At 69.1% G+C, this 19,102-nt stretch carries 17 protein-coding genes; 16 read left to right on the plus strand and 1 reads right to left on the minus strand.

Annotated features, from left to right (window positions below):
• The first annotated feature begins 88 nt into the window (after positions 1–88).
• The 15 genes from M3M54_RS03875 (at position 89) to M3M54_RS03945 (ending at position 15,306) form a co-directional block, all read left to right on the plus strand.
• A complete protein-coding gene (locus tag M3M54_RS03875) occupies positions 89–703 on the plus strand; it encodes a helix-turn-helix domain-containing protein (protein WP_249020870.1) in 615 nt (204 codons plus the stop codon).
• A 9-nt stretch (positions 704–712) separates the two neighbouring features.
• A complete protein-coding gene (gene leuC / locus M3M54_RS03880) occupies positions 713–2,089 on the plus strand; it encodes a 3-isopropylmalate dehydratase large subunit (RefSeq protein ID WP_249020871.1) in 1,377 nt (458 codons plus the stop codon).
• A 17-nt stretch (positions 2,090–2,106) separates the two neighbouring features.
• Complete coding sequence (gene leuD / locus M3M54_RS03885) at positions 2,107–2,667, plus strand: 3-isopropylmalate dehydratase small subunit (protein WP_249020872.1); 561 nt, start codon at positions 2,107–2,109, stop codon at positions 2,665–2,667.
• Positions 2,664–3,473 carry a trans-aconitate 2-methyltransferase gene (locus M3M54_RS03890; protein WP_249020873.1) on the plus strand — a complete coding sequence of 270 codons (810 nt, stop codon included), beginning with the start codon at positions 2,664–2,666 and terminating at the stop codon, positions 3,471–3,473. Before leuD ends, M3M54_RS03890 begins: the two co-directional genes overlap by 4 nt.
• On the plus strand, positions 3,470–4,240 hold the full coding sequence (locus M3M54_RS03895) for an ABC transporter ATP-binding protein (protein ID WP_249020874.1): 771 nt from the start codon (positions 3,470–3,472) through the stop codon (positions 4,238–4,240). Before M3M54_RS03890 ends, M3M54_RS03895 begins: the two co-directional genes overlap by 4 nt.
• Positions 4,237–5,034, plus strand: coding sequence for an ABC transporter permease (locus M3M54_RS03900; protein WP_249020875.1), 798 nt, complete (start codon positions 4,237–4,239; stop codon positions 5,032–5,034). Before M3M54_RS03895 ends, M3M54_RS03900 begins: the two co-directional genes overlap by 4 nt.
• Positions 5,035–5,329: 295 nt before the next feature.
• Positions 5,330–7,699, plus strand: coding sequence for an MMPL family transporter (locus M3M54_RS03905; protein WP_249020876.1), 2,370 nt, complete (start codon positions 5,330–5,332; stop codon positions 7,697–7,699).
• A 98-nt stretch (positions 7,700–7,797) separates the two neighbouring features.
• The gene (locus M3M54_RS03910) at positions 7,798–8,013 is read left to right on the plus strand and encodes a CopG family transcriptional regulator (protein WP_249020877.1); all 216 of its coding nucleotides are present in this window, start codon (positions 7,798–7,800) and stop codon (positions 8,011–8,013) included.
• 5 nt (positions 8,014–8,018) lie between these two features.
• Entirely contained in the window at positions 8,019–8,441 is a 423-nt protein-coding gene (locus M3M54_RS03915; RefSeq protein WP_249020878.1) for a PIN domain-containing protein, read from the plus strand.
• 122 nt (positions 8,442–8,563) lie between these two features.
• On the plus strand, positions 8,564–9,595 hold the full coding sequence (gene leuB, locus M3M54_RS03920; RefSeq protein ID WP_249020879.1) for a 3-isopropylmalate dehydrogenase: 1,032 nt from the start codon (positions 8,564–8,566) through the stop codon (positions 9,593–9,595).
• Between the two features lie 10 nt (positions 9,596–9,605).
• Entirely contained in the window at positions 9,606–10,541 is a 936-nt protein-coding gene (locus tag M3M54_RS03925) for a branched-chain amino acid transaminase (protein WP_249020880.1), read from the plus strand.
• Between the two features lies 1 nt (position 10,542).
• The gene (cimA, locus tag M3M54_RS03930) at positions 10,543–12,144 is read left to right on the plus strand and encodes a citramalate synthase (protein ID WP_249020881.1); all 1,602 of its coding nucleotides are present in this window, start codon (positions 10,543–10,545) and stop codon (positions 12,142–12,144) included.
• Entirely contained in the window at positions 12,141–13,325 is a 1,185-nt protein-coding gene (locus M3M54_RS03935; RefSeq protein ID WP_249020882.1) for a DegT/DnrJ/EryC1/StrS aminotransferase family protein, read from the plus strand. Before cimA ends, M3M54_RS03935 begins: the two co-directional genes overlap by 4 nt.
• The gene (gene argH / locus M3M54_RS03940; protein ID WP_249020883.1) at positions 13,322–14,728 is read left to right on the plus strand and encodes an argininosuccinate lyase; all 1,407 of its coding nucleotides are present in this window, start codon (positions 13,322–13,324) and stop codon (positions 14,726–14,728) included. Before M3M54_RS03935 ends, argH begins: the two co-directional genes overlap by 4 nt.
• Positions 14,725–15,306 carry a DNA-3-methyladenine glycosylase gene (locus M3M54_RS03945; RefSeq protein ID WP_249020884.1) on the plus strand — a complete coding sequence of 194 codons (582 nt, stop codon included), beginning with the start codon at positions 14,725–14,727 and terminating at the stop codon, positions 15,304–15,306. The genes argH and M3M54_RS03945 overlap by 4 nt, the downstream gene beginning before the upstream one ends.
• Before the next feature lie 4 nt (positions 15,307–15,310).
• Here M3M54_RS03945 and M3M54_RS03950 read toward each other — a convergent pair whose 3' ends face one another.
• Entirely contained in the window at positions 15,311–17,689 is a 2,379-nt protein-coding gene (locus tag M3M54_RS03950; protein WP_249020885.1) for a transglycosylase domain-containing protein, read from the minus strand.
• Positions 17,690–17,859: 170 nt separating this feature from the next.
• Here M3M54_RS03950 and tyrS point away from each other — a divergent pair, with 170 nt between their 5' ends.
• Positions 17,860–19,032: a tyrosine--tRNA ligase gene (gene tyrS / locus M3M54_RS03955; RefSeq protein ID WP_249020886.1), complete on the plus strand. Its 1,173-nt coding sequence runs from the start codon at positions 17,860–17,862 to the stop codon at positions 19,030–19,032.
• Positions 19,033–19,102 lie beyond the last annotated feature (70 nt).

Here is a 19,102-nt window from a genome sequence, read left to right on the forward strand (position 1 = left end):
AGCTGGCGGCAACTGCGGGCAACACCCCGAGTGCGAGGGTGCAGTCGTCAGCGAGTATGCGCCGCTGTATGCGATAACGTACGGCCGTATGGTGATCGCCGAGCAGGCCGCCGAACATCCCGCCGTCCCGGCCACGCCCGGGATCATCGGCGCGCGTGTGCGCGCCCTGCGCGAGGCGATGGACCTCTCGCTCAGAGACCTCGCGGAGCGCAGCGGCGTGAGCGCGCCGATGCTCTCACAGGTCGAGCGTGGCGAGACCTCACCGACACTGCAGGTCGCAACGCGCATCGCCGCCGGGCTTGAGCTGCGGCTCTCACAGCTTCTGCGCCTGGACGAGGGCGGCGCGGTCAGCGTCGTGCGCCGCGAGGAGCGCCGCCAGGGCCCGCCGAGCGTGAACGGCCACAGCTACGAGATCCTCTCACCGCCCCTGCCGGGCCAGCGCGCCGAGCTCTCGCGCCACACGCTCGCGCCGCACGCGGTCACCGGCAGCGCCGGTGACCCGCCCGTGCACGAGCCCGGCAGCCGCGAGACCGCGCTGGTCGAGTCAGGCGAGGTGGTGCTCGCCTGCGACGGGCAGCGTCACAGCCTGAAGGCCGGCGACTGCGTCACCTTCGACGCCGACCTGCCGCACCACTTCGAAAACCCCACGGACAAGCAGGCGATCGTGCTCGCAGTCGTGAGCGCGGGACTGCGGAGGAGCTAGAGAGAGCCGATGGCAAAGAGCCTGTTTGACAAGATCTGGGAGCGTCACGAGGTCGTCCCCGGCCTGCTCTACATCGACCTGCACCTGGTGCACGAGGTCACCAGCCCGCAGGCGTTTGACAGCCTGCGCATGAACGGCCGCCGCGTGCGTCGCCCCGACCGCACGCTGGCGACCGCCGACCACAACACCCCCACCGACGGCACCCACGCCGCGGCCCTGATCAAGGACGAGCTCTCGCGCGTCCAGGTGCAGACGCTCGAGTCAAACGCGGCCGAATTTGGCATACCGATCTACTCGCTCGGCTCAGAGCACCAGGGGATCGTGCACGTGATCGGCCCCGAGCTCGGCGTCACCCAGCCCGGCATGACGATCGTCTGCGGCGACTCCCACACCGCCACCCACGGCGCCTTTGGCGCGCTGGCCTTCGGGATCGGCACCAGCGAGGTGGAGCACGTGCTCGCCACCCAGTGCCTGGTGCAGCACAAGCCCAAGTCGATGCGCATCAACTACACCGGCGAGCTCGGCTACGGCGTCAGTGCCAAGGACCTGATCCTCTACACGATCGGGCAGATGGGCGTGGCCGGGGCGACCGGCTACGTGGTTGAGTACGCCGGTCCCGCGATCGAGCAGCTCTCAATGGAGGGCCGCATGACCGTCTGCAACATGACGATCGAGGGCGGCGGCCGCGCCGGCATGATCGCCCCGGACCAGACGACCTTCGATTATGTGCTCGGCCGTCCCGGCGCCCCCGCCTCCGTGCCCGAGGACTGGTATGAGCTGCGCAGCGACGAGGGCGCCCACTTCGACCGCGAGCTTGAGATCGACTGCGCCCAGATCAGCCCGATGGTCACCTGGGGCACCAACCCCGGCATGGTCGTCGGCGTCGCCGAGCAGGTGCCGATGCCCGCCGGCGAGCAGGATGAGCGCGCCCTGGACTACATGGGCCTGAGCGGTGGCACGCCGATCGAGCAGATCAAGCTCGACCGCGTGTTCATCGGCTCGTGCACCAACTCGCGGATCGGCGATCTGCGCGCCGCCGCCGAGGTCGCGGCCGGCCGCAGGGTCGCAGACGGCGTCTACGCGATGGTCGTGCCCGGCTCGGTGCAGGTCAAGGAGCAGGCCGAGGCCGAGGGCCTTGATGAGATCTTCCGTGCCGCCGGGTTTGACTGGCGCGCCGCGGGCTGCTCTATGTGCCTGGGCATGAACCCCGACGTGGCCGCTCCGGGCGAGCGCGTCGCCTCGACCTCCAACCGCAACTTTGAGGGCCGCCAGGGACGCGGCGCCCGCACGCACCTGGTCTCACCGCAGATGGCGGCGGCGGCGGCGATCGAGGGGCACTTCGTTGACATCCGCAACTACCAGCGCGAGCGCGCCGGCGTCGCATAGAGCAGAGAGGCCTTCACATGAAAGCGATCGAGACGATCACCGGGCCGGTGTCGGTGCTGATGCGCGACGACATCGACACCGACCAGATCATGCCCAAGCAGTTCCTCAAGCGGGTGGAGCGCACCGGCTTCGGTGAGTTCCTCTTCTACGACTGGGCCAAGGAGCCCGGCTGGGAGCTGCCTCACAACCCGATCCTCGTCAGCGGCGCCAACTTTGGCTGCGGCTCAAGCCGCGAGCACGCCCCCTGGGGCCTTGAGGACTACGGCTTTCAGGCGATCATCGCGCAGAGCTTCGCCGACATCTTCTACTCCAACTGCACCAAGATCGGCCTGCTGCCGGTGCCGCTGCCGGCCGCGGCCTGCGAGGCGATCGCGCAGGCGGGCAGCGCCCAGGTCGACCTCGCCGCCCAGGAGGTCCGCTGGGACGGCGGCAGCGCCAGCTTCGAGATCGACCCCGAGATCAAGCACCGGCTGCTGGGTGGCCTTGACGACGTCGGCATGACGCTTCAGCAGGAGGACGCGATCGCAGCCTACGAGGCCACGCGCGAGCGGCCGGGGCCGGTGACAACGACCCTATGAGCGGCGAGCCCGGGGCCACCGGCCAGCGGGCCGGTGGCCCCGCTCGAGCGCGCGACTGGGACGCCGCGACCTACGACCGCATCTCGGGCGTGCAGGAGGCCTGGGCGCACGAGCAGCTTGCGCGCCTGAGCCTGCAGGGCGATGAGACGGTGCTCGACGCGGGCTGCGGGTCCGGGCGGGTGACGGCGGCGCTTGCCGAGCTGGTGCCGCGTGGGCGCGTGTTCGCGGTGGACGCCTCGCCGGCGATGGTGGCGCACACACGCGCAAGGCTGGGCTCGCGCGTGACCGTGCTCTGCCAGGACCTGGCGGAGCTGACGCTGCCCGAGCCGGTTGATGTGATCTTTTCAAACGCGACCTTCCACTGGATCGGCGACCACGCAAAGCTCTTCCGGGCACTCGCCAAGGCACTGAGACCGGGCGGACGGCTGGTGGCGCAGTGTGGCGGGCACGGCAATATCGAGAGCTTCCGGCGGGCCGCGGACGCGGTGGCTTCAAGCGGCGAGTTCGCCGCGTACTTTCGCGGCTGGCAGGGACCGTGGAACTACGCGCGGGCCGAGATCACCGCCGAGCGCCTGGCCGCAGCCGGCTTTGTTGAGGTCGAGACCTGGCTTGAGCCGCGCCCGACGCTGCTTTCTGACGCTCGCTCCTTCGTCGCTACCGTGTGTCTTGTGCGCCACCTGGACCTGCTGCCCGACGACCTGCACGAGCCCTTCATCCGGGCGGTGCTCGCCCGTACCGGGCTGCCGCTGACGCTCGACTACGTGCGGTTGAACATGGACGCCCGCCGGGCGGGGGAGAGGCGGTGACGCCCGCGCTTGAGGTGCGTGACCTCGTAAAGCGCTACGCGGGCGGCTTTGAAGCGCTGAAGGGGGTTTCGCTGGAGATCGGCGCGGGCGAGTTCTTCGGCCTGCTCGGGCCAAACGGCGCGGGCAAGTCAACGATGATCCACTGCATCACCGGGCTCGCGCGCCCAACCTCGGGCATCGTGCGGGTGTTCGGTAACGATGCGGTGCACAACTACCGCCAGGCGCGCGAGGCGGTGGCGCTCGCGCCCCAGGAGATCAACCTCGACATCTTTCTGACCCTCGAAGAGACGCTCGATCTGCACGGCGGCTACTACGGGATGAGCCGCGCCGACCGGCGTGCGCGCACCGCCGAGCTGCTGGAGGCCTTCTCGCTGACCGAGAAGCGCAAGCAGCGCACGCGCACGCTCTCGGGCGGCATGAAGCGCCGCCTCACCCTGGCGCGGGCGTTGATGCACCGCCCGCGGCTTTTGATCCTCGACGAGCCCACCGCCGGGGTGGACATCGAGCTGCGCCTGGAGCTCTGGCAGTACATCGAGAAGATCAACAACGAGGGCACGAGCATCATGCTCACCACCCACTACCTCGAAGAGGCCGAGCGCCTCTGCGACCGCATCGCCTTCATCAACCACGGTGAGATCGCCGCCCACGGCACGATCCCGGAGCTGACCGAGCGCTACGGGGTGGCCACGCTCGAGGACGCCTACCTGGAGCTCGTCGGCCGTCAGGAGCTGTCGCGGTCGCACATCAGTGAGGAGGCGGCGCTGTGAGCAGCGGTCGTGTGGGCGCCTCGCGCATGAGCTCCTCCCAGATCCGGATGTACTCGCTGGTGCGCCGCGAGGTCAACCGCTTCATGAAGATCAAGCGCCAGACGATCGGCGGGCCGCTGCTGGAGACATTCCTCTACATCTCGGTGTTCGGGGCCGCGCTCGGGACCCGGATCCACACGATCGACGGCTACCGCTACATCGTGTTCGTGATCCCGGGGCTGATCATGATGGCCTGGGCGCTGAACTCGTTTGCCAACAACTCATCCTCGGTGCTGCAGCAGAAGTTCACGCGCGCGATTGACGATCAGCTCGCCTCGCCCGCGAGCCCCGCACAGCTTTTGTGGGGATTCACGCTGGGCGGCTTTCTGCGCGGTTTTCTGGTCTCAGCGCTCACCTTTGGGGTCGCCTCAGCGCTTCTGTCGCTGCCGGTCGCCCATCCGCTGGTGCTGATCCCGTCGCTTGCGGTGGTAGGGCTGTTCTTCTCGGTCGCGGGCGTGCTGGTCGGGGTGCGAGCCGAGCAGTTTGATGATGTCGCGCTCTACCAGACCTTCGTGCTGCAGCCCCTGATCTTTCTGGGCGGGGTCTTCTACGGGGCATCGCTCTTGCCGCAGCCGTGGCAGACGCTCACCCAGTTCAACCCGGTCTACTACATGATCTCGCTGGTCCGCTACGGCTTCATCGGCTACCGCACCGCCAACCTGCTGTTGGCCTTCATCTTCCTGGCGCTGGCGACCGCGGCGCTGTTTGGCTACGCCTACTTCATCTTCCGCCGCGGGCGGTATCTGCGCAGTTGAGGGCTGGCCGGCCGAGGCGGGGCGCGCTGGACGCCGGCCCGTGCGCCCCTTGGGCGACCGCCCCGGGGGCCCGGGCGAGCACGTGCGGCCCCGCATGACCGCCCCTGCGCCCCAAATCTCCGCTCGCTAGGCCAGTTTGTGCAGTTGGCGCGGTGGGAGTGCACTGAATGCACAAATCTCGTCTCGGCCGGCTGGTTTGGGGGCTGGAGGCGGTGATTTCGGTCGCCGGTGGGACCGCCGTGCTGGGGCCTGAGCGTTCTGGGGCTTAAGAGACCGTTGCTACGCTCGCCCACCGATGCAGGGCGGCATTGTCAACAGGATCTACGACGGCCTTGCACGGTTCGTTGTGCGCTACCGCTGGTTCGTGGTGGTGTTCTGGCTGCTGGTGGCGATCCTCACCGGGGCGCTGCTGCCGTCGCTCTCAAGCGAGGTCAACGACAACAACAGCGCGTTTCTGTCCTCGCACGAGCCCAGCTCAAAGGCCGCGGCATTGGCCGCGCCGCTGCTCGGCTCCGGGGCCAACGGCGGCGTCAGCGACATAACGATCGTCGCCGTTGACAGCAACGGCCGGCTGAACGCGCCCGCCATGGCCGCGATCGATCGCGAGGCGACGCTTGCCAAGCACGTGCATCTGGTGCTCTCAGCCCAGCTGGCGAGCATCTCCGCAAACGGGCAGGCGGCACAGCTGCGGGTGCGGGCCAAGGCGGCGGGCGCTGACCCCGCCACCGCCACCAAGGTCGTTGACGCGCTGCAGAAGACCTTCGCGCAGGCCGCCGCGCCAGCCGGCGTGAGCTTCCACCTGGCTGGCCAGATCGCGACGCTTGCCGCCAACCAGCAGAGCTCCAACAAGTCAAGCAACCAGGTGCAGGCGTTCTCCTTCCTGTTCATCATCTTGCTTTTGCTGGTCGTCTTCCGGTCGCTGCCGGCCGCGCTCGTCACCCTGATCCCCAGCGGCCTTGCGCTCGTGATCGCCCAGCGGGTGATCGGCGCCGAGGGCCAGGCGGGCGTGCAGATCTCCTCGATCACGGAGATCCTGCTGATCGTGCTGATGCTGGGCGCCGGCACCGACTACGGGCTCTTTTTGGTGTTCCGGGTGCGCGAGGAGCTGCGCGATGGCCAGGAGCCGCACGAGGCTGTCAGGCGCGCGCTGGTGCGCGTCGGCGAGTCGATCACCGGCTCGGCTGGCACCGTGATCATCGCGCTGCTGACGCTTCTGTTCGCGACCTTCGGCCTCTACAAGGACCTCGGGGTGCCACTGGCATCCGGCGTCGCGGTGATGCTGCTGATCGGCTTGACGCTGCTGCCGGCGCTGCTTGCGATCCTGGGCCGCAAGGCGTTCTGGCCCTCAAAGGTGCGCAGCGGCGACCAGCGCGACGGGATCTGGGGCAAGGTCGCGGCCGCCCTGGTACGACGCCCGAAGGCGACGCTGGTCGTTGGTCTGGTGCTCTTCCTCGGGCTCGCGGCCGGTGCGCTCGGCTATAGCTCCGGGGGCTTCGGCGGCGACCAGAACCCGCCCGCGGGCTCTGACGCGGCGCACGGCAACGCCGCGCTTGCGCGCTACTTCCCGCAGACCAGCTCAAACCCGGCGAACCTTGTGCTCTCCTACCCAAGCTCGCTGTGGAACGACCCCGCCCGGATCGCCACCGCTGAGGCGTCACTGCGCCGCTCCGGCGCGTTCACGCAGCTGGCCGGGCCGCTTGACCCCAACGGCACCCCGCTCACCCCCGCGCAGCTCGTGGCGCTGCACCGCGTGCTTGGCGCGCCGCAGCGCCACCGCGCGGTCGGCGTTGCCGGCAAGCCGACGGCCGGCGCGGCACCCGCCGGATTCAGCATCGCCGAGCTGAACGCCTACCACGCGGAGGCGTTCTTCATCTCCGCAAGCGGGCGGGTGATTCAGTTCGAGGCGTCGTTTGCGGCCGGCGGGCAGGGCTCCACCACCGCGATGAACGCGACGCCGCACATCCGCGCGGTGCTGGCCGCCGCCGGCCGCGCCTCTGGCGCCTCCGACACCGGCGTTGCCGGTGAGGCCGCCGCCGTGTACGACATCAACCACACCGCCAACCACGACCTCAAGGTGGTTGTTCCAATCGCGATCGTGGCGATCGGGATCCTGCTGGCCCTGGTGCTGCGCAGCCTCGTCGCGCCGCTCTATCTGATCGTCAGCGTCGGGCTGTCGTTCCTCTCGGCGCTCGGGATCACGACGATCGTCTTCATGGACATCGGCGGGCAGAGCGGGATCAGCTTCATCCTGCCGTTCCTTTTGTTCATCTTCCTGCTCGCGCTGGGCGAGGACTACAACATCCTGGTGATGACCAGAATCAGGGAGGAGGCCCACCACCTGCCCCTGCACGAGGCCGTCGTGCGCGCCGTGTCGCGCACCGGATCAACCGTCACCTCAGCCGGGGTGATCCTCGGTGGGACCTTTGCGGTGTTCGCGATCGTCGGCGGTGGTGGCTCGGGCGGCAGCCAGCTGCAGGCGATCGGCTTCGGCCTGGCGATCGGGATTCTGATGGACACCTTCTTTGTCCGCACGCTGCTCGTGCCCTCCGTGGTGGTGCTGCTCGGCCGCCACAACTGGTGGCCGTCGCACCTCGCAAGCGACGAGCACCACGAGCTCGTGCACGGCGTCAGCGCCGACGCACCCGTCGCCGACGCCCCCGTCTGAGCGGGACAGCTGGACAGGGCGCGTGGTGCGGCCGGGGCGAGCCGACTGCCACCGAACTCATCTCATTGGGGTGGTGCCACCGGTGGTACCATACGCTTATGGAGAAGACGACGCTGTATTTACCGGATGACCTCAAGGTGATGGTCAAGCGGGCCGCCGCGGAGCGTGGGGTATCGGAGGCGGAGATCATCCGCGAGTCGATTCGCCGGTCGGTCGGTGGTGTCCGGCCCAGTGCTCGTGGCGCTCTGTACGCGAGCGGGCGACCGATCGCCCGCGCCGCCGATGAGCTGCTTGCCGGATTCGGGGAACGCTGAGCAGGGTGCCCACCGTCATCGCGGACACCAGCGCCCTCCTGGCGTTCTTCGATGCGTCGGAGCCAGACCACGAGGCGGTGTCAGAGGTGCTCGCTGCAGCCGATGCCTTGATCGTTTCACCCTACGTCGTAGCCGAGCTCGACTACCTCGTTGCCACCCGGCACGGTGTGGACAACGAGCTGGCTGTACTCGACGAGCTTGCTGGCGGCGCGTGGCACCTGGCAGCGTTCGACGAACAGGAGCTCGAGCGTGCCCGTGGGGTCATCGCCAGCTACAAGGACCTGGAGATCGGCGTTGCGGACGCTTCAATTGTGGTGCTGGCGGAGCGCCACCGGACACGTACGATCGTAAGCCTGGACCGTCGTCACTTCGACGTGCTCAGGCCGATTGGCGGCGGTTACTTTGAGGTGCTCCCGCAGGCGCGCTGAAGCGGTAGTCGGCGCCTTACGCCAGGACGGCGTTACTCGTGGAGTGCTTCTCCTTGCGGAGTTCGCGTGCCTGCGACAGCGGGCCTGGTCTGAGTCCAGTTTTCCGCTAGCGTCAGGGCCCTATGGCGACCAAGATCATTCTGCTGCCCGGCGACGGGATCGGCCCCGAGATAACCGCCCCGACGCTCGAGCTGCTGAGCGCGGTTGGCACCAACTTCGACTACGAGGAGCACGCTTTTGGCGGCGCCTCGATCGACGCGCACGGCACCGCGCTCACCGACGCGACGCTGGCCGCCTGCCGCGCCGCCGACGCGGTGCTGCTGGCCGCCGTGGGCGGCCCAAAGTGGGACAGCACCGACCCTTCCCGGCCACGCCCGGAGCAGGGTCTGCTCGGCCTGCGCAAGGGGCTTGGGCTCTACGCGAACCTGCGTCCCGTGCGGCCGCTCGCGGCGCTCTATGACGCAAGCCCGCTGAAGCGCGAGGTGATCCAGGGGACCGACCTGCTGGTGGTCAGGGAGCTGACCGGCGGCATCTACTTCGGTGAGAAGACGCGCACCGCCGAGGGTGCCTCTGACCTCTGCGCCTACAGCCGCGTCGAGGTCGAGCGGATCGCCCGCGTGGCCTTCCGCGCAGCCCGCCGCAAGGTCTCAAGCGTCGACAAGGCAAACGTGCTTGAGACCAGCAGGCTGTGGCGCGAGGTGGTGCGCGAGCTGCATGGCGCCGAGTTTGCGCACGTAGAGCTCGAGCACGTGCTGGTCGACAACGCCGCCATGCAGCTCATCTCAAACCCGGCCGACTTTGATGTGATCGTCACCGAGAACATGTTCGGGGACATCCTCAGCGACGAGGCGGCGACGCTGACGGGCTCGATCGGCATGCTGCCCAGCGCCTCGCTCGGGGACGCGGGCAGCCCTGGCGTGTTTGAGCCGGTGCACGGCTCGGCGCCTGACATCGCGGGCCTGGGTGTCGCAAATCCGCTGGCGATGTTCCTCTCCGCGGCGCTCATGCTGCGCCACGGGCTTGGCATGGAAGCGGAGGCGGCGGCGATAGAATCGGCGGTTGACCGTGCGCTCGCGGATGGCCTGCGCACACGGGATCTGGGCGGCAGCGCCAGCACGCACGAGGCCACCCAGGCAGTTCTCTCCAACCTCTAAGGAGCATCACGTGGATCAGGCGGACCTCATCTGGCACAACGGAGAACTGGTCGCCTGGGAGGATGCCAAGGTACACGTGCTCTCCCACGGGCTGCACTACGGGACCGGCGTGTTTGAGGGTGTGCGTGCCTACGAGACCGCCGACGGCAGCGCGATCTTCCGTCACGCCGAGCACCTTGACCGCCTCAAGCGCTCGGCCGAGCTCTACTACATGCCGTTGCCCTACAGCTCCGAGCAGCTGCGTCAGGCGACCCACCAGCTGCTGATCGCAAACAACCTGCGCGAGTGCTACGTGCGCCCGATCGCGTTCCGGGGCTACGGCGTCATGGGGCTCTATCCGCTGGAGGCGCCGGTCGAGGTCTCGATCGCCGCCTGGCCGTGGGGCGCCTACCTGGGCGAGGACTCAAAGGAGGTCGGGATCCGCGCCAAGGTCGCGAGCTGGCGGCGGATGAACGGCGACTCGTTCATCCCCGAGTCCAAGGCCTGCGGCCAGTACCTGAACAGCGTCCTGGCCAAGATCGAGGCGACCAAGGCCGGCTACGAGGAGGCGATCCTGCTGGACCAGCGGGGCTTTGTCGGCGAGGGCAGCGGTGAGAACCTGTTTTTGGTCAAGGACGGCGTGCTGCACACCCCCAGCCTGTCCGGCGGCATCCTCGAAGGGATCACGCGCAACTCGGTGATCACGATCGCGCACGACCTCGGCTACACGGTGCTCGAGCGCGACATCACCCGCACCGAGCTCTACGTCGCCGACGAGCTGTTTGCCACCGGCACCGCCGCCGAGATCGCAGCGATCCGCGAGGTCGACGGTCACGCCGTGGGCGGTGGCCGGCGCGGCCCGGTCACGGCCGAGCTGCAGCGCGTGTTCGAGGACGCGATCCGCGGGCGCGAGTCGCGCTACGCACACTGGCTCGATCACGTCGAAGTTCCCGCGCCGGCCAGCTGAGATGGCCAGGATCGAGCTCTACGACACCACCCTGCGCGACGGCATGCAGGGTGAGGGTATGTCGCTGACCGCGCACGAGAAGCTGCGCGTCGCACACCTGCTCGACGAGCTCGGGATCGACCTGATCGAGGCGGGCTTTCCCAGCTCCAACCCCAAGGAGCTCGAGCTCTTCGAGCTGCTCGCCGGCGAGCACTTCCAGCACGCCCAGATCGCCGCCTTCGGCATGACCCGCCGGCGCGACGTTGATGCGCGCGATGACCCGGCGCTGCAGGTCCTGGCGGACTGCTTCGCGCCGGTCTGCACGCTTGTCGGCAAGACCTGGAGCCTGCACCTGGACAAGGTTGTGAAGGCCAGCCGCGACGAGAACCTGCGGATGATCGCCGAGTCGATCGCGTTCCTGGTCGCTGCGGGCAAACGTGTGATCTACGACGCCGAGCACTTCTTCGACGGCTTCGCAGACGACCGCGAGTACGCGCTGGCGTGCCTGCGCGCGGCGGCCAGCGCCGGCGCGCAGACGATCACGTGCTGTGACACCAACGGCGGCACCCTGCCCGACCAGATCGAGGTGGCGATGACGGCCGTGGTGTCGGAGCTCGCACCGACGGGCGTGCGCATCGGGATCCACTGCCACGACGACGCGGGCTGCGCGGTGGCCGGCTCGCTGGCCGCTGTCAAGGCCGGCGCAACACAGGTTCAGGGCACCCAGAACGGCTACGGCGAGCGCTGCGGCAACGCCAACCTGACGACGCTGATCCCCAACCTGCAGCTGAAGGCCGGGCACGAGTGCGTCAGTGAGGCGCAGCTGCACGCGCTCAGCGCCAGCGCCCACTTCCTCGACGAGCTTTTGAACTTCACCCCCAACCCCAACCAGCCATACGTCGGTCGCAACGCCTTCGCGCACAAGGGCGGGATGCACGTCGCCGGCGTCAGCGCCGACCCCAGCACGTTTGAGCACATCGACCCGGCGCTCGTCGGCAACGACCGTGCGGTCCTGGTGTCTGAGCTCTCCGGCAAGGGCACGATCCACGCACGCGCGGCTGAGGCCGGGATCGAGCTCGACGATGACGCCGCTGCGCGGCTGATCGAGAGCGTCAAGGAGCGCGAGCACGAGGGCTACCACTACGAGGCCGCCGACGGCTCCTTCGAGCTTTTGATGCGCCGCGAGAGCGGCGAGTACACGCCGCTGTTCACGCTGGAGTCCTGGCGTGTGACGGCCGAGAAGCGCGCCGACGGGCGGGTTGAGACCGAGGCGACGATCAAGCTGTGGGTCGACGGCGAGCGCTATCTGCACACCGCCGAGGGCAACGGGCCCGTGAGCGCGCTTGACCGGGCGCTGCGCGGCGCGCTTGAGCGTGTCTACCCGCAGCTGGACACCGTCAAGCTCGTGAACTTCAAGGTGCGCATCCTCGACGGCTCAAAGGCAAGCGACGCGATCACGCGGGTGCTGCTTGACTCCTCCGACGGTGAGCGGGAGTGGGGTGCGATCGGGGTCTCCGACAACGTGATTGAGGCCTCCTGGGAGGCGCTTGTCGATTCGCTCGAGGTCGCGCTGCAGGCTGGGCGCGGGCGCAGCCGCGCGGGCGAGGCGCGCGCCTCATCATGAGAGGCCAAACGCACCCGGGGGTCGCGCCGGGCGCAGGCAACGGCCCGATCCCGCTCGCGCGGCCGGTGCTCGGCGAGCGTGAGGAGCAGGCGGTGCTCGAGGTGCTGCGCTCCGGGCACCTGTCGCTCGGCCCGCGCGTGGGCGAGTTCGAGCGGCGCTTCGCCGCGCGCGTCGGTGCCGCGCACGCGAGCGCCGTCTCCTCCGGCACCGCCGGCCTGCACCTGGCGCTGCGCGCCGTGGGCGTGAGCGACGGCGCCGAGGTGATCACCAGCCCGTTCTCTTTTGTCGCCAGCGCCAACGTGGCGATCTACGAGCGCGCCCGGCCGGTGTTCGTCGACATCGACCCGCTGACGCTGAACCTCGACGCCGAGGCCGCGGCCGCGGCGGTGAGCAGCCGCACCGCCGCGATCCTGCCGGTGCATGTGTTCGGCTACCCGGCGGACATCGAGCGGCTCGAGCGCACCGGTGTGCCGATCGTCGAGGACGCCTGCGAGGCGCTCGGCGGCGCCTACTCAGACGGTGTGACGATCGGCTCGCGCGGCCACCCGGCGGTCTTTGCGTTCTACGCCAACAAGCAGATGACGACCGGCGAGGGCGGGATCGTCGTCACCGGCGAGGGCGCCGTGAAAGAACGGATCGACTCCGAGCGAAACCAGGGCCGGGCGCCCAACATGGACTGGCTTGATCACGACCGGCTGGGCTTCAACTACCGCCTCTCGGATATCGCCTGCGCGCTCGGGATCGCGCAGCTCGAGCGCCTGGATCAGCTGCTTGCCGCGCGCGCCCGGGTCGCCTCGCTCTACCGCGAGGCGCTCGGCACGATCCCCGGGCTGACGCTGCCCTGCGAGGACGCGGGCCTTGCCCGCCGCGGCTGGTTTGTCTACGTGGTGCAGCTGCCGTCCGGGGTTGACCGCGACCGCACCGTGACCGAGCTCGGCGCCGCCGGCATCGCCGCCAAACCCTACTTTCCCGCGATCCACCTGATGAGCTACTACCGCGAGACGTTCGGCTACCGCCGCGGCCAGTTCCCGGTCTGTGAGGACGTCTCCGACCGTTCAATCGCGATCCCCTTCTACCCGCAGATGGCAGAGGGCGAGGTCGCGCGCGTCGCCCAGGCGCTCGGGGCGGTGCTGAGCCAGGCGTCGGGCTCACAGATCTCGCTGGCGGCACGCAGCCGATGAACGCCCGCGGCCGGCTGATCTCAAGCCCGCGCCTGGCGATGTCCCAGGACGACGCCTTCCGGCGGATCAACGACTCGCTGGCCTTCGACTGGCGCCTTGCGCCCTACGACGTGGCGCAGTCGCTCGCGCACGCGAAGATGCTCGCGGCCTGCGGGATCATCTCCGCAGGCGACCGCGACGCACTGCACCGCGCGCTCGAGCAGGTGGCGCAGGAGGTCAGCGACGGCAGCTTCGTCTTCGCCGACGGCGACGAGGACGTGCACATGGCGATCGAGCGGCGTGTCAGCGAGCTGGCCGGTGAGGCCGGTGGCCGCCTGCACACCGCGCGCTCGCGCAACGACCAGGTGGCGACCGACCTGGCGCTGTTCACGCGCGATGCAGCGCTCGGCGCCGAGGCGGCCGCGATCGACCTGGCGCAGACGCTGCTTGACCTCGCCCGCGCTCACGCCGACTGGCCGATGCCGGGTTACACGCACCTGCAGCGCGCCCAGCCGGTCTACCTCGGCCACCACCTGCTGGCCTACGCGTGGATGCTCTTGCGCGACGCCCGGCGCTTTCGCGCGGTGCTCACCGCGACCGCCGCGCTGCCGCTCGGCGCCGGCGCGCTGGCGGGCGTGAACTTCGCCACCGACCGGGAGCTCTTGGCCTCCGAGCTGGGCTTCGCGGAGGTCAGCGAAAACTCGATAGACGCGGTCTCAAACCGCGACTTCGTGCTCGACCATCTCGCCGCTGCGGCCACCTGCGCCACACACCTCTCGCGGCTGGGGGCCGAGCTTGTGCTGTGGTCAAGCGAGGAGTTCGGCTTCTGCGAGCTCTCCGACGCGTGGGCCTCGGGCTCGTCGATCATGCCGCAGAAGAAGAACCCCGACGCCGCCGAGCTCCTGCGTGCCAAGGCGCCGCGGATCAGCGCCCGCCTGGCCGCGATGCACGGCGTGCTGCATGGCCTGCCGCTCACCTACAACAAGGACATGCAGGAGGACAAGGAGCACCTCTTTGACGCGGTGGACACGCTGGCGCTGATGCTCGCGGCCGCGCAGGGGATGCTCCAGACGATCAGCTTCCGGCGCGAGCGGCTGGCGGCGGCCGCCTCCGATGAGCTGCTCGCCGCCACCGACATCGCCGACTACCTGGTGGGTAAGGGGCTTGCGTTTCGCAGCGCCCACCACGTCGTCGGCGGACTGGTGCGGCTGGCGAGCGCAAGTGGCCGCACGCTCTCGCAGCTCGCCGCAGCTGAGCTGCGAGAGGCATCGCCGCTGATCGACCCGCGCGAGTTCCAGGCGCTGCTCGGCGACGGCGCCTGGCTCGAGTCAAAGGTCTCGCGCGGCGGCACCGGGTCGGCGGCGCTGCGCGAACAGCTGGCGCACGCGCAGGCGGCGATCGAGCGGGCGCGCGCCGGCGCGTGAAGCCGTCGTTTTACCGCCGCGACGTCGTCACGGTGGCGCAGGCGCTGATCGGCTGCGTGCTCAGCTGCGGGCAGGCAAGCGGGATGATCGTCGAGACCGAGGCCTACCACGACTCGGAGCCCGCCTGCCACGCCTACATCGGCCTGACGCCGCGCACTGCGACGCTGTTCGGGCCACCGGGATCGGCCTACGTCTACACCTCCTACGGTGTGCATGCGCTGCTGAACGCCGTCTGTGAGCCCGAGGGCGTGGGCGCCGCGGTCTTGATCCGCGCGCTCGAGCCGCTCACTGGCATCGAGCTGATGGCGGCACGGCGCGGGCTCTCGCCCGAGCGCCGGCGAGAGCTCTGTTCGGGCCCCGGGAAGCTGACACAGGCGCTGGCGGTGACGCTTGCCGACAACGGCTCGAGCCTCGCCCACGGGCGTGTGGTGATCAGCGGCCGGCCACGGCGGCTGGGCGATCCGGTGGTCCAGCGGGACCGCCGGATCGGGATCAGCAAGGCCACAGAGCTGCCCTGGCGCTTCTGTCTGGCGGGCAGCCGCTACCTGTCGCGGCCCGTCAGCAGGGCGGGTGTGTGAGCGATCAGAGGCCGGAGGCGCCGTTGGCCGATGGGGCGGTGCCGGTGCTCGGCGGGGCCGGCACGGCGGCGGGCGCAGGCGCACTCTGCTGCTGAGCGCCGGAGCTGGGCGCGGGTTTCGTCGCCGTGGCCGGGGTCTGGTGGTGGCTCGGGGTGGCCGTCGCAGGCTGCTGGGCGCTGCTCGGTGCGCTGCTCGGTGTGCTGCTTGGTGTGCTGCTTGGGGCGACCGGCGCGGCCTGGGTTGTGACCGTGGCGGTCGGCAGGTGGTGCTGTTGGTCTGCGAGGATCTGCAGCGCTGCGCTGACGTAGTCGTGCCAGATGATCGCGGGGAAGGTGCCGCCCTCGACCGGTCCGCCATGGAACTCGTCGGTCATCGGCCTGCCGTCGCTGGGGAACCCGGCCCAGACGGCGACCGTCATCTGGGGGGTGAAGCCGACAAACCAGGCATCGACGTAGTTGTTGGTGGTGCCGGTCTTGCCGGCGATGTCGACGCCCGGGATCGCGGCGGCGGTACCGGTGCCGTAGGGGTCATCGACAGGACCGTGCAACAGGTACACGAGCTCCTGATCGACCTTCGGGGTGATGATCCTGTCGGTGCGCATCGTCGAACGGTTGGTGATCGTGTGCTGGTGGCAGGGCCGGCAGCCGGAGATCGAGTCGATGCCGATCGGGCCGCCGTCGATGTCACCGAGAATCGGGTTGAAGACCTTCACGCCGCCGTTGGCCGCGGTCGCGTAGGCGTGCGCGAGATCGAGCGCGGAGACGCCGGTGGTGAGGCCGCCAAGGATCATCGAGGGGTTGGTCGAGACCGGCGAGCGGATCCCCATCAGGTGCGCGTAGTGGGCGATCAGGCCGGTCCCGACCTTCAGCCCCAGCTGCGAGAAGACGCTGTTGTCGGAGACCGCGGTGGCGACCGTCATCGGGATCCAGCCAGCGTAGGAGTTGGCGAAGTTGTGGGGGGTGAAGCGGCCCTTGCCCCTGGGATTCAGGTAGGAGTTGCCGCCACGCTCGGTGTAGTGGATCGCGAAGTGGCGTGAGTCGAACTCGGTCTGGGGCGTGATGATGCCCTTGGAGAGGGCGGCGCTGAGCGTGAAGAGCTTGAAGGCGGAGCCGGGCTGGCGGTAGCCCATGGTCGCCAGGTTGAAGGGCGCCTTGGCGTAATTGCCGTCGCCGCTGACCATCGCACGGACCTCGCCGGTCGCGTTGCTGATCGCCACCAGCGACGCGCTCGGCAGCCCCTGTCCGCTCGGCAGCACGGTGTTGACGGCGCTCTGCGCCGCTCGTTGCAGTGCCAGATCGACGCTCAGCTTGATCTTCAGGCCGCCGTAATAGGCCTCGTACTGCGCCGTCTTGGGGGAGAGGCCCTCCTGTTCGAGCGCGCGCAGCACCAGGGGCTCAACCCAGCTCGTGAAATATGGGGCGGCGGTCGGCTGCTGTTGGGGCAGCTGGATCTGCGCGGGTCTGGGTAGCGGCGTGTTGATCGCGGTCAGGTACTGGGTGCGGGTCAGGTAGTGCTGCTCGTACATGTCCCTGAGGACCACCTGGTTGCGCCGCGCGAGCGCCGCCTGGGGGTGCAGGACGGGATCAAAGGCGGTGGGGTTTGCGACCATCGCCGCCAAGAGCGCCGCCTGCGCCGGCGTGAGCATGCTCGCGCACTCCCGCGTGTGCGGGCTTGAGACCGTTGCGTCACCGCAGCCGCCGGGTCGCGGCTGCGACGGGTTCGCGGGGTTGTAGCCGTGTGCCCAGCCGAAGTACACGCGCGCAGCCGCCTCGATGCCGAGCGCACCGTTGCCGAAGTAGATCGTGTTGAGGTATTCGGTGAGGAGCTTCTCGTGTGACCAGTGGTGCGAGAGCTGGAAGGCCATGCCGGCCTCGATCAGCTTTTCGGCGATCGTGCGGTGATCCTCCTCCTGGCGCACGTTCTTGATGAACTCCTCGGGGATCGTGGAGGCACCCTGGAGCGGGCCGCCGGTTAGATCGGAGAGCGCCGCCCGCAGCAGCCCGCGGATGCTGATCCCGGACTCGTTCCAGAAGCCGCGGTCCTCGACGGCGACGATCGCATGCACCATGTTCTGTGAGATCTGGCTCCAGTTGTCGATCGCCGGTGTGCTGGCGGGGGCCAGCGGGCCGATCGGCCTGCCCGTGACGTCATACATGTAGGAGTCGACGGTGTGGCTGAACTGGACCGTGTTCTGAAGCGCCGGCAGGTCGGCCGCGATCGAGGTCAGCACCCCGAACAGCGTGGAGATCACGGCCAGCAGCGCGAAGGCGCTGAGCACCAGCAGCAGCCGCAGCTTGCGCACACGCGGGCGGGCCGGCGCGCCGAGCGACAGCCGCATCGGTTCGTGTGCGCGGTCAGTGGCGGTGTCCAGTTCGACGCTCATGTCAACCGTAGGCCCGGTCCTGTTGACAAACCTGCGCTGCGCCCGGCCGTGGCGGCACCCGGCCCGTGGACGTAGCTGGTCGGCGCCTGCGCACCGACCCTCAGGGAGACCTGAGTCTACTCGCGCGGGTCCGCCGCGGGGTTGCGGATGCCCGACTACGATTCCTGGCCGTGAGCGTTGAGCCAACTGAGAGCGCGGCGTGGTTGTCGCGCAACGCCGTGGACTGCCTGCCGGAGCGCGGGCTCGCCGCCAAGCTCGCGCTCGGCCGGCCCCTGCGCGTGAAGCTCGGAATCGACCCGACCGCGCCTGACATCCATCTCGGCTTCACGGTCGTCCTGCAGAAGCTGCGCGAGTTTCAGGATGCCGGCCACACCGTGGTGCTGATCATCGGCGACGGGACGGCACGCGTCGGTGACCCCAGTGGCCGCTCGGCCACACGGCCGATGCTGAGCGAGCAGGAGATCGCGAGCAACGCCGCCACCTTCCAGGAGCAGGCACTGAAGGTGCTCGACAGCGAGCGGCTGGAGGTGCGCTTCAACAGCGACTGGCTGGACATGTCGATGCCCGACCTGCTGCGCCTGATGGCAACGACCACGGTGGCGAAGCTGATCGAGCGCGATGACTTCGCCAAGCGCCTTGCGGCCGGCACGCCGGTGGCGATGCTCGAGTTGCTCTATCCACTGCTGCAGGGCTACGACTCGGTGGCCGTGCGCGCAGACCTGGAGCTCGGGGGCACAGACCAGCGCTTCAACCTGCTCTTGGCGCGCGACATCCAGCGCGCCTACGGCCATGAGGAGCAGGTGATCATGACGATGCCGCTTCTGACCGGCACCGACGGCGTACGCAAGATGTCAAAGTCGCTTGGCAACTACATCGGCGTCTCGGAGCCGCCCGATGAGATCTACGGCAAGACGCTCAGCATCCCGGACTCCTCGCTTGCATCCTGGTTTGCGCTGCTTCTGGGGCAGGAGCTGCCGTCCGGCCTTGCGCCCCGTGACGCCAAGCGTGCGCTGGCACGTGCGCTCGTGGCCCGCTTCAGCGGTCCCGAGCAGGCGCTGGAGGCCGAGCGCCGCTTTGACCAGGTTCACGTCCACGGCGGGATGCCGGAGGAAATACCGGAGCTGTCCTACGCGAGTCGCGGCGAGGTGGTGGCGCTGCCGGCCCTGCTCGCCGAGGTGTTCGGCGTGTCCACATCGGAGGCCCGGCGCCTGCTCTCCCAGGGTGGCGTCAAGCTCGACGGCAACCCGCTTTCAGCCGACGCGCTCGAGCTGCCGAGCGAAGCCCTCAACGGCCATGTGATCTCCCTCGGAAAGCGCCGTTTTGCAAGGCTTTTACTGACCTGAACGGCGCCCGGTGAGGGCCCTTCGCCGGGCAGGCGACATTCCGTGTGCGCGTACGCTACCTTTGTCGGTG

Source organism: Conexibacter sp. S30A1 (assembly GCF_023330665.1).
In the GTDB taxonomy this organism is placed as follows: domain Bacteria; phylum Actinomycetota; class Thermoleophilia; order Solirubrobacterales; family Solirubrobacteraceae; genus Palsa-465.